The organism is Novisyntrophococcus fermenticellae (assembly GCF_018866245.1).
Taxonomy (GTDB): Bacteria; Bacillota; Clostridia; order Lachnospirales; family Lachnospiraceae; genus Novisyntrophococcus; species Novisyntrophococcus fermenticellae.
The window spans coordinates 2,644,355-2,659,759 of the sequence record NZ_CP076458.1 but is presented as its reverse complement, the minus strand read 5'-3'; the positions used below and the strand labels follow the sequence as shown (position 1 = coordinate 2,659,759).

11 protein-coding genes are annotated in these 15,405 nt (G+C 43.2%); 7 read left to right on the top strand and 4 right to left on the bottom strand.

Going from position 1 to position 15,405, the window contains the following annotated elements; translation table 11 throughout:
- Positions 1–146: 146 nt before the first annotated feature.
- From KNL20_RS12275 to KNL20_RS12250, 6 genes are all read left to right on the top strand, one after another.
- Positions 147–1,406 (top strand): ABC transporter substrate-binding protein, encoded by a 1,260-nt coding sequence (locus KNL20_RS12275; protein ID WP_230398025.1) that lies wholly within the window; start codon positions 147–149, stop codon positions 1,404–1,406.
- A 145-nt stretch (positions 1,407–1,551) separates the two neighbouring features.
- Positions 1,552–2,970 carry an extracellular solute-binding protein gene (locus tag KNL20_RS12270; RefSeq protein WP_230398024.1) on the top strand — a complete coding sequence of 473 codons (1,419 nt, stop codon included), beginning with the start codon at positions 1,552–1,554 and terminating at the stop codon, positions 2,968–2,970.
- 16 nt (positions 2,971–2,986) lie between these two features.
- Positions 2,987–3,874: a carbohydrate ABC transporter permease gene (locus KNL20_RS12265; RefSeq protein WP_230398023.1), complete on the top strand. Its 888-nt coding sequence runs from the start codon at positions 2,987–2,989 to the stop codon at positions 3,872–3,874.
- A gap of 12 nt (positions 3,875–3,886) precedes the next feature.
- Entirely contained in the window at positions 3,887–4,708 is an 822-nt protein-coding gene (locus KNL20_RS12260; protein ID WP_230398022.1) for a carbohydrate ABC transporter permease, read from the top strand.
- Between the two features lie 152 nt (positions 4,709–4,860).
- Positions 4,861–8,010 (top strand): alpha-mannosidase, encoded by a 3,150-nt coding sequence (locus tag KNL20_RS12255; RefSeq protein ID WP_230398021.1) that lies wholly within the window; start codon positions 4,861–4,863, stop codon positions 8,008–8,010.
- Between the two features lie 12 nt (positions 8,011–8,022).
- The gene (locus tag KNL20_RS12250) at positions 8,023–8,988 is read left to right on the top strand and encodes a Gfo/Idh/MocA family protein (protein WP_230398020.1); all 966 of its coding nucleotides are present in this window, start codon (positions 8,023–8,025) and stop codon (positions 8,986–8,988) included.
- A gap of 95 nt (positions 8,989–9,083) precedes the next feature.
- On the opposite strand, the gene hcp is transcribed toward KNL20_RS12250, so the two are convergent.
- Entirely contained in the window at positions 9,084–10,766 is a 1,683-nt protein-coding gene (hcp, locus tag KNL20_RS12245) for a hydroxylamine reductase (protein WP_230398019.1), read from the bottom strand.
- A gap of 281 nt (positions 10,767–11,047) precedes the next feature.
- Between hcp and KNL20_RS12240 the strand changes: the two genes are divergently transcribed.
- Positions 11,048–11,632, top strand: coding sequence for a 50S ribosomal protein L25 (locus KNL20_RS12240; RefSeq protein ID WP_230398018.1), 585 nt, complete (start codon positions 11,048–11,050; stop codon positions 11,630–11,632).
- A gap of 400 nt (positions 11,633–12,032) precedes the next feature.
- Here KNL20_RS12240 and KNL20_RS12235 read toward each other — a convergent pair whose 3' ends face one another.
- From KNL20_RS12235 to KNL20_RS12225, 3 genes are all read right to left on the bottom strand, one after another.
- On the bottom strand, positions 12,033–13,178 hold the full coding sequence (locus KNL20_RS12235) for a tyrosine-type recombinase/integrase (protein WP_230398017.1): 1,146 nt from the start codon (positions 13,176–13,178) through the stop codon (positions 12,033–12,035).
- A 233-nt stretch (positions 13,179–13,411) separates the two neighbouring features.
- Complete coding sequence (locus KNL20_RS12230) at positions 13,412–14,935, bottom strand: GIY-YIG nuclease family protein (RefSeq protein ID WP_230398016.1); 1,524 nt, start codon at positions 14,933–14,935, stop codon at positions 13,412–13,414.
- 40 nt (positions 14,936–14,975) lie between these two features.
- Positions 14,976–15,398, bottom strand: a complete 423-nt coding sequence (locus tag KNL20_RS12225; RefSeq protein WP_230398015.1) for an ImmA/IrrE family metallo-endopeptidase — start codon at positions 15,396–15,398, stop codon at positions 14,976–14,978.
- Positions 15,399–15,405 lie beyond the last annotated feature (7 nt).

Below are 15,405 nucleotides of genomic sequence, written 5' to 3'. Positions count from 1 at the left end.
TGGTTCAACAGGAGAAAAAAGAACTATTACCTGATTGACACTAAGACAATTATATCATGGGCTTAACTAAGCCGATTGAACAAAATTTATTTAGTTATCAAGGTACTATTAAGTATCTAAAATATATTATACGAGGAGAATATCAGATGAGACTGAAACGGGCACTGACGCTTCTGGCGGTGATTGTGTTTCTGATTCTCTGTGGTGTAAACCTTAACTTTATCTCAGAAAACAAGAGTATCAGCCAGCCTAAGTCGAATGAAAATCAAATGCTTCGAGTACTGGCTCCTTATCAATCCAGGCTGCAGCAGCAGATATTAAAGGAAATTGCAAAGGATTATGAGAACCAGGCAGAAAATGTCATGGTGGAGATAGAATTTCTGAACAGGGAAGAGTATAAAAAAGAAATTGCCATGCGCATGGACAGTGGAGAAAATGTCGACCTGATTATCTGTGACGGAGCCATTATGCCGGCGCTGATTGATATGGGGGTCTTTCAGGATATGTCCCGCCATATAACGGTGGAAAAGAAGAACAGCATCCGATACCAGGGGCTGTGGGACAGCGTGAAGTCAAATGGGAAATATTACGGAATTCCTTTTACCTGCGATCCGTATGTGCTGTTCTACAACAAAGATATACTGGATAAGAAAGAACTTTCGCTTCCACAGGACTGGGGGGAGCTGGTGACTTTAAGCAGTAACATACAGGAATATGGAAGCAAGGGGTTTGGGTTTCCGGCGCTTACGCAGGATGAACGCACCGCATTCTATTCCTGCATGCTATACAGCATGGGCGGAAACTATCGGAATATTAACAGAGAAGGAGGAATTCAGGCTCTGGATGTCATTGCTACCCTGAAAACCCGTAAAAATATTCCCAGAGATATAATTAACTGGTCGAAAGAAGACCTGGCTTATGCTTTTGCAAAAGGACAGGTGGAGATGATGGCCAATAGTTTAAGCAGCATCAGTATCCTAAGAAGTACACATATGAACTTCCAGCCGGGGATTACCTGCCTTCCGGGTGAAATTAAGACGTCCTGCATCCTTATGGGGGAGAATGTCGGAGTGACAGCGCAGGCAGCTTCCGGGGCGATGGATTTTCTGGACTACCTTTACGAACCAGAGGTGATGGAGCGCATTACGTATGCCATGGATACCCTCCCCGTTCTCCAAAACGACCATTACCGTATGAAAAAAATCAGGCCCGATGACGGGGAAAAGCTGGCAGACATCTTTCTCGAGGAGGGGTATACAATTGAATCTCACGATGCGTGGTTTGAGATATCAGCGGCAATATCAGACGGCGTATATAAGGTGTTGGATCCCGGAACGGAGGAAAGTAAAGAGGCAATCAGCGCAGAGATGCATGAAAAGGTAAAGGTGTCAATCCTGGAAAAATGAGTAAAATGAAAAATTCGGGATATTCTAAGTTAAGAGGTCAAGAATGTCCCCCTTTCTTAAAAATGTGGAATTTACAGTAAGATGAATTACACATATACTCAGATGTATCAAATACAAATCATATGGTTGTAAAGGAGAGAGCAGTATGAAGGCAAAAAAAGTACTTGGATTACTGATGACAGTTGTTATGGCAACCGGTCTGCTGGCCTGCGGAGGCGGCGGGACAACAGGCGGTTCAGCTTCAGAATCTCAGGAGGCATCCAAAAGCAAGGATAAGAATTCCGGTGGAAAACAGAAGATTACCTTTTGCTTCAGGGATGACGGACTCGGGAAAGATAATTCTTTATGGAAATGGGTTGATGCCGCTTATGCATCCTGGGACAAAAAGGACGAGGTAGAGCTGGATGTCGCTCCGATTACTGCTTCTGAGGGTGATTATTTCACCAAGGTTGCGCTGCAGTTATCCGACCCATCTACCTGCCCCGATCTGGTTGCAGAAGATACTTTCCAGCTTCCCAATGACGTGAGCGCAGGCTATCTCACCAATCTGGACGATTATGTAAAAGACTATGAGGACTGGCAGAGCGGTAAGTACTATGCATCCATGCAAAAGGCTGTGACCGGAGAAGACGGTTCCGTATACGGAATTCCATACTGTACCGATACCCGTGGAATCTTCTACAACAGAGAGCTTATGACAAAAGCAGGGGTAATCGCTGAAGGAGAGGACTGGGCACCAAAGAGCTGGGATGATGTTCTGGATGCGTGTGCAAAAGTAAAAGAGAAGCTTCCGGATGTAGTACCTTTCTGGTGTAATGCAGGTGTGGCAACGGGCGAAGCAACCTCCATGCAGACCTACGAGATGATGCTTTACGGAACAGGAGAACGTCTGATTACCGATGACGGAAAATGGATTGTGAAGAGCCAGGGAATGGAAGATACCTTAAAATTTCTTCAGGACATCTACGTAAAGAACGAGTATGGCCCTTCACTTGACCTGGTATTAAATGGCCAGGCATCCAATACTTCTGCAAGGGAATACTTCCCTCAGGGAAAACTTGCTATGTCTCTGGACGGTATCTGGATTACAGGAAACTGGAAAGAAGATGGAGCAGCACCGGTGGAAAATTACGGAGAAAAATTCGGCCTGGCAGCGATGCCTACATCGAAGGGTCAGGATCCCGGAACAGTAACACTGGCAGGCGGCTGGTCATTATCAATTCCCGAAAATTCCGACCAGAAGGACATTACTTTTGCGTTTATACAGCATATGATGGAGCCGGACACATATCTGAAAGCAGTCACAAGCATGGGAAATATCTGTACAAGAACAGATACTGCCGAGACAGAAGAGTATGCGAAGCAGCCATTCTTTGATGTTGCAACCCAGTTCCTGGAGACAGCGGATTTCAGACCACAGAATGATCAGTATTCTTCTGTATCTACCAGTATTCAAAGTATGGTAGAAGCAGTGGTTTCAGGAACCAGTGTAGAGGATGCAATCACCCAGTATGGTGCGGATGTGGCACGAACGGTAGGTGATGACGCAGTGGTTGAGCAGTAGGAAAGGATAGAAGAATATGACAAAGCCTGGTAGAGCGATGACTATAAAAGAGGAAGCAAAGAAATCTGTTCTGCTGCTTCCGGCGCTGATCCTGCTGATCGCCTTTTTTATCATTCCCATTATACTGACCGTATACTATTCATTTACGAATATGGCTCTGACAGGAGCCAATGCAAAGAATTTTCAGTTTGTTGGTTTGCGTAATTATACGAAGATGTTGGCTGATAAAAATATGCTTAAAAGTATCTGGAATACGTTTCAGTTTCTGGTCGGAAGCCTTCTGGGGCAAACCGTCCTGGGATTCCTGATTGCTTATTTTATGAAGCATAAGGCCAAAGGCTTCCGAAGTGTTGTAGGACCCTGCATACTGGCGGGCTGGGTGATGCCTGAGGTGGTGGTAGCTCTTTGCTCCCTGGCATTCTTTGATACGAATGGAACCATGAACACGATCTTACAGGCAATTCATCTGCCTCCTGTCAAATGGCTCTACGCGCATCCGATGCTTTCAGTCATCATAGCCAATGTATGGCACGGAACGGCATTTTCCATGCTCAACTTCCAGTCTGCTTTGGATAACGTTTCCGGAGATATCGAAGAAGCTGCACGTGTGGACGGAGCCAACCGTATACAGACACTTGTACGTATCATCGTCCCTTGCATTAAGGACACGATTGCTACGAATACGATGTTGAACACTTTGTCAACCCTTGGAGTATTCGGACTGATTTGGGCGATGACAGGCGGAGGTCCGGGCACGGCTACAACAACACTTCCGATTTATATGTACAATCAGGGTCTGAAGAACTTCCAGTTAGGGCAGGGAACAGCCATCGGTATGGTTCTCCTGCTGGTAGGTGCGGTATGCAGCGTGATTTACACCAAAGTCTTGAAAACTGAGGATTAAGGGGGAGGTAAAATGAGCGAAAAAACAACAAAGGCTGTGCATTATACGATTTTGACCATTATTGCGATTTGTTTTATCCTGCCTCTGGTATGGCTGGTGCTGGCTTCCTTTGACACAAATGCAAATCAGGCATTGAAACTGCCGACGAAATGGACGGTCAGTAATTTTATCAGCGTCATGCGTGATGCGAAGAACCTGAAAGCTTTTGGCGTGGGATTAGTGATTTCCCTGGTTCAGGCCACAATTGTTGTGGTAGTGGCAGGTCTGGCAGCGTATCCGCTGTCCAGATACAGGCTCAGTTATAAGAAGGTTTTTATGTATATCATATTGTTCATGACCGCCTTACCGATGATTGCGGTGATTGTCCCGGTCTATAAGATGTTTCTGAATCTGGGTATGCTCAACAGCATACCCGGGGTGATCCTTTATCTTTCGGCTTCTTCACTTCCTTATGGTATATGGTTAATGAAAAACTTTATGGACGGAATACCGATTGAGCTGGAAGAGGCGGCACGGGTAGACGGTGCAACCACCATGCAATCTATATTAAGGATTGTGTCTCCCCTGATGTTTCCGGGCATATGTGTTGTGTTTATCTATACATTCTCAGGCAGCTGGGGAAACTTCTTTATTCCGTATATACTTCTAAGTGCAGCGGATAAGATGCCGGCGTCCGTGGTCTTGTATCAGTATTTTGGTCAGCATGGCGCTATCGCTTATGGGCCACTGGCAGCATATTCGCTGATTTATGCACTGCCCTCCATCCTTTTGTATATCTTTTCACAAAGTTACATGTCCAAAGGATTTACGATGGCAGGAGCAGCAAAGGGTTGATATTCTGCAGAGATGCTTTATAATGAATAGAGAGGGACAAAGGCTCTTAATTGCCGGATGTGTTACATATCCGGAAGGAGAAACTTTTGGCCCTCTATTCCTATCATTTCATACACCGGACATACCTTATTATGCCGGAAAAAGGAGGAAATATGGTTCTGATCAAAGAACGAATTGGAAAACTTCTGGAATATCTGCAGGAACAGATTTATCCGGAACGGATGCCGATAGGGGCTTATCAGATGCTGCGGACACAGGAAAAGTTTTCGGATGTGGAGCATCTGGATACTTCAGAATGGGAGACGCTGACCAGAAAGCAGATCTGGGGCGGGCATCGGGAATATTACTGGTTTGAAACGGTAGTTACAGTACCTGAAGAATGGGCAGGAAGATGTGTGGTTTATGAACTGACAACAGGCCGGGAGGGTGATTGGGATGCCACCAATCCTCAGTTTACCATCTATATCAACGGAAAGAGAAAACAGGGGCTGGATGTCAATCACCGGGAGGTGATTTTAAGCGAAAAGGCAAAGGGAGGCGAAACCTTCCGCATTGTACTTTCTGCATTTACCGGGGATCAGAATTTCAGCCTGAAAATGGATTCCAGTCTGAAGGTATTAGATCGAAAGACAGAAAAGTATTTTTATGATTTATCGGTACCTTATCAGGTAGCAAGGCTGCTGCCGGAGGATGATACTGCTTATCTTACGATTATAAAGGCATTAAATGAGTCATTGAACCTGCTGGATATGAGGAAGGAGTCATCCCAGGCTTATTATGAGAGTCTAAACAAGGCGCAGGCTTATATCACAGAAGAATTTTATGAGAAGCACTGCGGTGAAAGTGAGGCGGAGGTCTATTGTGTGGGTCATACACACATAGACTGTGCATGGCTGTGGACGCTTAAGGTGACTGAGGATAAAGCGGTACGAAGCTTTTCGACGGTGTTGGAGATGATGCGGGAATATCCGGAATATATATTCATGTCCAGTCAACCCCAGTTATACAAGTATGTGAAGAAGAATGCTCCTGAGGTCTATGCGGAGATGAAAGAGCGTATCAGGGAAGGCCGCTGGGAACCGGAAGGCGGTATGTTCGTGGAAGCGGACTGCAATATAGCATCGGGGGAGGCACTGGTGCGCCAGTTCCTGTATGGAAAGCGTTTTTTCAAAAAAGAATTCGGAAAGGATAATTCGATTCTCTGGCTGCCCGATGTATTTGGATATTCTGCCGCTCTTCCCCAGATTATGCAAAAGTGTGGCCTGCCTTACTTTATGACAACAAAGATAAGCTGGAATGAGTTTAACAAGATGCCTTATGATACCTTCGAATGGGAGGGGATTGACGGAAGCCGCGTACTCACTCATTTCATCCCTACCAGAGACTACAATAAGGCGGCTGTGGAAGGTGGAACGGAGACCGAGCACTTTACGACCTATAATGGATATATTAATCCCACACAGATTAAGGGAGCGTGGAAACGATACAGCCAGAAGGATGTCAACAGTGAGGTACTTTGCAGCTTCGGCTACGGTGACGGAGGAGGAGGTCCGACCAAAGACCAGCTTGAGAACCAGCGCCGTCTGGCAAAAGGAATACCCGGATGCCCTAAAACAGTGATGAGCACAGCAAAAGACTTTTTTGAAACGCTGGAAAGTCATGTAAAAGACAACAAATATCTTCCATCCTGGGTAGGGGAGCTCTATCTGGAATATCACAGGGGAACTTATACCTCTATGGCCCGCAACAAGAAGTATAACCGCAGGTCAGAGTTTGCGTATCAGAATGCGGAATGCTTCGGCATCATGGCGAACCGGCTTACAGGACGTGATTATCCTGCGGATCGGCTTTCAAAAGGCTGGGAAGTCATATTAAGGAATCAGTTCCACGATATCCTGCCCGGCTCCTCTATCAAAGAGGTTTACGAGGATTCCAAGGAGGAATACGAAGGAATCTTAAAAGAGAATAAAGCTATGATGTCTGAAGAACTTGGTGCAATTGCAGATGCGGTTGCTGCACCAGGACGTGCACTGATTGTATTTAATCCCAATAGTGCTCCGGCGGATGAAATTGTGAGTTTTGAAGTGCCGGAGGGGATAGAGAAGCCCGCTCTCTATGATGGTGAAGTAAAGCAGCCTGTCCAGGAAACATCAGAAGGACAATGGATTTTTAAGGCTTCAGGCGTTCCGGGGAAGGGATATAAAACCTACCTCGTGTGTGAGGAACCGGCCAAACCATCAACAGATACAGGAATGGAGATTTCTACATCTGTCATGGAAAATGATTTCTTTAAAGTAGCATTTAACTCCAAAGGCCAGTTTTCCTCAATCTATGACAAGCGTGCAAAGCGTCAGCTTTTAAAAGAGGGACAGGCGGCCAATGTGATTATGAGCTATGAAGACCGCCCCCATAATTATGATGCCTGGGATGTGAACAACTACTATACAGAAAAATCCTGGGAGGTCGATGATGTATCCTCTATGAAGGTTGTGGAAGATGGCCCTGTAAGAGGTTGTGTAAGAATTGAGCGTAAATATCTGGATTCCGTGATCGCGCAAGATATCTATATCTACAGGGAGATTCCCCGCATTGATATTAAAAATGAAGTGAACTGGAAAGAGCACCAGATTTTCCTGAAAGACTGGTTTCCGGTGGATATTCATACAGACGAGGCCACCTTCGACATTCAGTATGGGAATGTGAAGCGAGCCACACATGCCAATACTTCATGGGATTTTGCAAAGTTTGAGGTCTGCGTGCATAAATGGATGGATGTGTCAGAGGATGGATATGGGGTAAGTGTTCTTAATGATTGTAAGTACGGCTGTAGTGTAAAGGACAGCGTCATCGGCCTTTCTATGCTGAAGTCGGCCATCTATCCGAATCCCGATGCAGATAAGGAACATCATGAATTTACTTATTCCATCTGCCCCCACCAAAATGGCTGGAGAGATGCGGGTACAGTCAAAGCTGCTTATCAGCTGAACAACCCACTTCAGGCTGTTTTTAAGAAAAATGAGGGAGGAAATCTTCCAAAACAATATTCCTTCTTAAGCTGTGACCAGGAAAATGTAATCGTGGAAGCTGTGAAAAAGGCAGAGGATGAGGATACTGTCATCGTAAGGCTTTACGAATGCTATAACCGAAGGACAGATGCAGTGCTTACCTTCGCGGAAGCCCCTGTATCGGTGGCGGAATGTAACATGATGGAAGAAGGGGCTACAGATATGGAACTGTCTGGCGCGGCAGCTCATTTTACCATCAAGCCCTACGAAATCAAAACCTTGAAGGTTCAATTTTGAGAGGAAGGGAATATGGCGGAAAAATTTCGTTTTGCCGTGATGGGAGCCGGAACTATATCGAATAAGTTCTGTGAAGCTGTTCTTCTGACAGATGGCTGCCAGGTTTCAGCAATCGCCAGCAAAGATATGGAGAAGGCAAGCCGGATGGCACAGAAGTATGGGAATATGAAGCCCTATGATAACTATGAAAAGATGCTGGCAGAGGAAAGACCGGATGCTGTCTATATTGCAGTCACTACAAATGCTCATTATGATCTTGCTATGCTGTGTCTGGATTATAAGGTTCCGGTGCTCTGTGAAAAGGCCATGTTTCAGACAGCAGATCAGGCAGAAAACGTGTTTCGCCGTTCCAGAGAATCGGGTGTCTTTGTGATGGAAGGCATGTGGAGTCTTTTCCTGCCTAATCTGAAGCAGGCCAGACAATGGATTCTGGATGGAAAAATAGGAGATGTCACACTGGTGAAACTGGATATCGGTTTTCAGGCGGAAAAGGATCGAAAAAGCCGGTATTATAATCCGGTGCTGGGCGGGGGTGCAAGTTATGATATCCTGGTATATGGCTATGATATCCTGACCTGGCTTGTGAATCAACCGGTTCAGAGTACGCAAATCCAGGCATTGTTTACGGAGGATGGTGTGGACAAAACAGAGGCCGTTCTGCTGAAGTTTGACGACTGCCTGGGTGTGCTGACCACTACTTTTGAAGCAGATATGGCTGAGCAGGAGCAGGCCGTGATATATGGAAGCAAAGGAAGAATCGTGATACCTCATCCGCACTTTGGCAATACATGCACCCTATATGCAGACGGAGAGAAGCCGGATATCTTTCTTGATGAGAAGACCAGTAATGGATTTGTATATGAAATACAGGAAGTGATGGAGTGTATCCAAAGGGGGGAGATTGAAAGTAAGACGGTTTCCCATGCAATGACATTAGAAAGCTCTGCACTATATGATGAGATTATGAAATTAAAATAAGAGAAAGGAACCTTTCATTCCATATGCTGTGCAGGGAAGAAAAGTTCCTTTTTTATAATCATGAAGATGCGGATTTCCGTCTGGGAAAGGTCCTGCTATGATGCCATTATGCTCTGAAGATCCTGTTCCGCCGTAGCAATATGATGCAGCTTGAATTTATCCACAATTAACTGCAGTACGTTGGGACTGAAGAAGGCGGGCAGTACAGGACCAATATAGATGTCTTGAACATTCAGGTATAATAGTGCCAATAATACGGCTACGGCCTTTTGCTCATACCAGGAGAGGATGAATGAAAGGGGCAGTTCGTTGATATCACATCCGAAAGCTTCAGACAGTGCCTTGGCAATAACAACCGCAGAATATGCATCGTTACACTGACCGACATCCAAGAGCCTCGGGATTCCGTCAATGTCTCCAAATTCCATATCATTGATGCGGTATTTTCCACAGGCCAGTGTCAATATCACACAGTCATCAGGCAGGGATTGGGCAAATTCGGTATAATAGTTTCTCCCGGTGTTGGCTCCGTCGCACCCGCCAATCAGGAAAAAGCGTTTAATTTTTCCGCTTTTCACTGCCTTGATAATCGCTTCCGCATGATCAAGTACGGCATGATGCCCAAAGCCAACGGTAATTTCATTATATTCGGGCAATGTGGACATGGAGGCCTCCCCTGAAGTTTCATCTTCTTTGAATCCTCCCAGCTCCAGGGCCTTTTCAATCACAGGAGTAAAATCCTTTTTGCCATCCTTATTCTTTGGAACATGTGTCGTACCTTCAAAGCCTACAACATTGGTTGTAAAGATACGGTCCTTATAAGATTCTCTGGGAGTCATCAGGCAGTTGGTTGTCATGAGAATCGCCCCGGGAAGATTTGCAAATTGCTTTTGCTGATCCTGCCAGGCTCCTCCAAAATTGCCGGCGAGGTGAGGATAGGATTTCAGTTTCCCATAGCCATGCGAGGGCAGCATCTCACCATGCGTATAGATATTGATTCCCTTGTCTTTTGTCTGTTCCAGAAGCATCTCCAAATCGTGAAGATCATGACCGGAGACTACAATAAAGGGGCCTTTTTTCAATTTACGATTCACGGGGCGAGGGGAAGGTGATCCAAAACGTTCATTATTGGCCTTATCGAGTACGGCCATGACTTTAACTGCCTTTTCACCGGTTTCCAGCGTCAAAGCCACCAAGTCGTCCAGAGACAGTGAATCATCTGTCGTGGCTGCCAGAGCATGGCAGAAATAATTATCCACCTCGTCATCACAATAGCCGATAAATCTTGCCTGATGAGAGTATGCCGCAATTCCTTTCAGTCCGAATTTTATGGTTTCCCGAAGGGAACGGATATCCTCATCCAAAGTCTGGTCATACCGGATTCCCGCTTTCTTTGCGTCCTCCAATATTTCATCTCTGCCAGGTCTTAGTTTAAAAAGTGCTTCATCCCTGTCTGTTTTTACCTGAGGCTGCTCATCCCGAATTTTATCTTTCAGTTCCTGAGATTTTTTTAACATCTCAATATGACATTCTTCGTCGAAGTTGACATTTGTCAGGGTCTGAAAAAGAGCATCCTCGATAAAAGAGACATATTCCTTAGGCACATCTTTTCCTTTTTGCAGATATCCTTCTGCATATATGGAGATTCCTTTCAACTGGTAAATAAGTAGATCCTGCATATTGGCAACTTCAGGAGATTTACCGCAGACACCTCTTTTTGTACAGCCCTTTCCGCCTGCGGTCTGTTCACATTGGTTGCAAAACATTAGACTTTCCATCTTTGCCTCCTATTAAATAAAGTTTAAAGTTAGAATACCCGGATTCGGCCTGAATAATTCTCGGAAAAAACACTGATATTTAACCAAATGATAAGAAAATAGGATTATTTGATAAAAATACACAATAAATACGTATGAATACCCCAAAATATGTTAAAACTTTCTGATGTCGAAATGTTATACTATTAGTGTAACAAAAAATCTACTTAACGAGCCAATGTATCGTATATTGTACGAAGAAGGGGCTCCTAAGCCATCAGTTATTTTGGAGGAAAAGTTAAATGAATACTTTAAAGGCTGAAAAAAGAAACATGAAAACAAAAGCAAAGAAGCTTAGACGGGAAGGATTTGTTACAGGGAATGTGTTTGGTAAAGAGATAAAAGACTCCATGCCCATTCAGATTGCCACGGCAGATGCGGAACGTTTTCTGAAAGCGAACGGCAAGGGAAGCAAGGTAACGCTGGAATTGGACGGGCAGGCCATCGACACGCTGATTAAAGATGTGAGTTACAATGCCCTGAAGCGCCAGTTTATGGAAGTTGATTTTCAGGCACTGGTGAAGGGTGAAAAAGTAAATTCTGTTGCTGAGGTTGTTCTGCTGGGGCAGGATATGGTGAGCACCGGGGTTTTGGAAAAACAGTTGAATGAGATTTCTTACCGCGCGACACCGGATGCACTGGTGGAGAAGATTGAGATTGATGTAAGCGGATTGAGAGCCGGTGATTCGATACTGGTGAAGAATCTTGCTATTGCATCGAATAAGAATGTGGAAGTTCTTACCGATCTGGATGCTATCGTGGTTACTGTTTCAGAAGTGTACAGTCAGGTGGAAGAAACAGAGAACGAAGAAGGAGCGGATCAGTAGGATAAAAGGAGGGCCAGGATAAAATATCCTGGCCAAGTATGAAAAAAAGAAAATCTATATAAAAAGGTCATCTGCCTTTGATGATGATTATTATAGTGGCTAAATGTGAGAAAAGTGTGAGAGAAAATTGAACAATTTGTGGAGATGCCATAAAAGAAATCTAAAGCAGTTCACAGATTCTTAAGAAAAAACCCAAGAGAAAGGCCCGGTAGGGGAGCTACCGGGCCTTTCGAGGGGAGTATAAATAATTAATAAGGGGGTACAAAAACATATGTTCGAAAATTGTGTATTTTACGGGGAAAACTTCAAAAAACCCTGTATTTATGCTGGCTTTAAGAGAGGTTAAGTAAGAACACAAAATACTAAAAATGACACAAAAACAGGTACGGTTAGTAACACGTTAGTAACAAATCTTTATTTTCTCGATTTCTTCGCGAAGGTCTTCAAGACTTCTATGACCATATACCTCATTTGTCACGTCACCATTAAACGAATGTCCAAGCATACGCTTCCGGTCGTTGTCATGCACCTTATACCGCTCTAAGAGCATGGAGAAGGTATGCCGGCAGTCATGTGGTCTGTGATGTGTAATTCCATATTTTTCTAATGCTGCATACATTTCTTTTCGAAATGCTTGCGTATCCCCGATTATTTTTCCATCACGCTCTAATCTATTTTTTACCAGCGGTAAAATACCGGAGTGGATTGGTACGACTCTATTTTTACTGGCACGCGTCTTTATTCCACCTTTGAAATATCCCATTTCTACATTAATTTCAAGCCCCGGGTACTCATTAATCCGGAAACCTGAATAGCACATGATAATAAGCATTTCAATCGTTGGGTCATCCTTGTGTTTCCATAGTTTCTCTAAATCTGAATCAGAGAAGGGAACTCCGTGTCGGTCATCGTCAGGGATCATGATCTGCAGGTGTGCTGAATAATCCTTATCACAGAGTTCGAACAAATCTGCATAGTTGTATATTTGATGCAAAAGCGAAAGTAGTTGTTCCTGGCTGGAATGGCTAAGCTTTGAATCTGTGAGTGCAGACTGCAGATCGGCAAATTTCAATGACCGAAATTCTTTTTTATGCAGAGGCTTTAAATGTTTAAAACCGAATACAGTTGCTCTACGTGTGCTGTCGGAGTAGATTTTAGATTTATCAGTTTTATACTTGTATTCATAGAAATCGTTGTACACCTCTTCAAAAGTTTTTTCTGGTTGTATAGCTGCGTTTGATTTGTCAATGCGTCTAACCTCTTTGATCAGTTCTGCTGCGAGATCATTTCCGGAAAAATCCTTCCCATCTTCGAGCTGTAATTCGTAGCCTGGAACATAATCGCCCGCCTTGTAAGCTGTCAATACACGAAACCCTTTCATCCAGTCGTCGACGTAGCAGAGAGCCTTGGGGGAGATCGCTTTACCATCCTCATTAAATTCCGTAACTGGTGGAAAGACCCCGTAAGGAAAGTGCCTTCCCTTGCCTAAATATTTAATCGAGCCGAATCCATTTGGGAGTTTTGGGTACCTTTTTCTTCGTGGCATATTAGCATCCTCCTTAAAAATAAGCGTAAAAAATACACCTGTACAGGTGTGGGAGGCTTGTGGTACAATATACCTGTCTAAAGGATCTGTACTTGGCCTTACGCCTGTATAGTAGTATCTATGTTAAGCCGTTCGGTGTTGGTAGCACCGGGCGGTTTTTCTACTTCACATTATTATAATCGTTTTCATATTTTCCATCAAACCATTGTTGCGGATGAAAGATTAAACATGCTTTATTCATCTTCATCATCTTCATTCTCAAAAGAATATTCGTTAGAATAAACCTCATTCACCGCAAGCGACTGATTGAATTCTTCTGCAATCATCGTTCTATTAAATTCGGCTGTAGGCTCAATTTCTGTTACTATTTGCTCAAGCTCATCAACAGACGTTCTGAAAAATTCTTTTCTAAGATTAACTTTGTTTAATCGCTTATTATTCAATAGCTCATGTAACTTGCTTTCTAGACCAACAGCGTCTTCAGAAAAAATAAAGCTATGTACATCAAACTTAAACGGTACGCTGGCACTACCTAGTTCGTTTACCCGATCTTGTGGGTCAAGCCGTCTTGTCATTCCAATTTTAAATACATCTTCCCCAAACGAACCTAAATTACTAATAATATATACATTCCCTGCTTTTCCATTCTGAAGATTTGAAATTTCTTCCTTCTTCAGTATAACATCAGACAGCTGATTTTGGAGTTCCAATATACGTGCCTCTAACTTTTTAACATCGTCGCTATTGGTGTTGCTGCTAAGAGCCTCTTGCAATTTTGATATTTCTGCCTGATATTTAGTTTCTTCCTTCTCAATTTTCTTTTTTTCTATCTCCAAAGCCTTACGCTCCTCTGCCTCTTGTCGCATTTGTTCTCGAATGGCAAGCTGCTCTTGTCGAGCTTTTTCTTTCTTTATATAATAGTTATACTCAATTTTCACGGCATTAATAAATAAGTATTCAATCTCGCCAATAAATTTAGTAAGTGTTCCGGCTATGCTCTGGTTGCCTTGTCCGGCAATGCTTAAATATTTTGCTGAAATTGTTTTGATTTCTTCAATAGAAATATCAATCTTTTCATATTTTAGGTTAAAAAGCACATTCTGAAGTTCTGCTCTCAAGGCAATAACCATTAGGCTGTATATGGATTTATTAGCCTTTGTTGTGTACCGTGAGGAGTATTGTTCTAAAATTTGATTAATATTTTTTTCATTGTCTCTATAGGCCTTTCTCAGATCCTTTACATCCATACAGTGTAATTTTAGTATTACTGACGGGGATACAAGGTCGAGTTCAGCATAATCGCCCTTTGAGAGCTTACAATTTGTGTATTCAACATCAGAGATAAAGAAGTTGTTCATGGCGTACTCAATGCTTTGATAAAGCTCTTTGGAACGAGCAAGTTTTTTGTTTTGAGTGGATAACTGTTTTGCAAGCTTCTGAGTTTTATCTGCAAGTTCTTCCAATTCGTCTCGTTGCTTTGATATGATTTCATTGTTGGATGCAATCTCTTTATTTCCTTGTTCAAGCTGAATTTTAATCTTTTCGTCGCCGGCACTTATTTTAGTGTTGATTTCCGTCTCCATTGCTGCAATCTTCTTTTCAAATTCAGCGTTCATGGATTCAGTTTTTTCTTTAATTTTATAATAATCAAGTGCCCCTAATTCATTTAATTTATTTGAAAGGTCGTCAACTTGATTCTTTAAATTTTCATTTTCCTTCTTTATTGTAGAAATACGGAATATATCAAAAAAACTCATATGAATCCTTCCTCTCTTTCGTAGTACTTTATTAGTTAAGTTACTTTAATCTCAATTTAATAAGTTCTTCTGCATACCCAAAATACCGTGCTATCTGCCCAACCGTATCGCAATTGCATTCAATCAGTTCATCCTCTGGTATCAAAAAATGCATTGCAAAGGTATTGGCTTCAACTTCTAAGCGGTCTACGGACAACATGGTGTGTTTCCGCAGGAAGGGCGTATTTGCGTTTGGATGATAAATGCTGTGCCCTAATTCATGTGCGCAGGTAAATCTTTTCCAGTGGGAATCAAGATTGTAATTTATGTGAATCTGCTTAATTCGCAGAAACTTATTGTAATATCCGTTAATGGTTCCCAAATCTTCAAATAATACAATTGTTCCCATAGCTACTGCCATATCAAAAGGATTGGTTGTATGATATTTCTTTTGCAGATAACTGACATCTTCCCCAATAGTCAATCCGCAT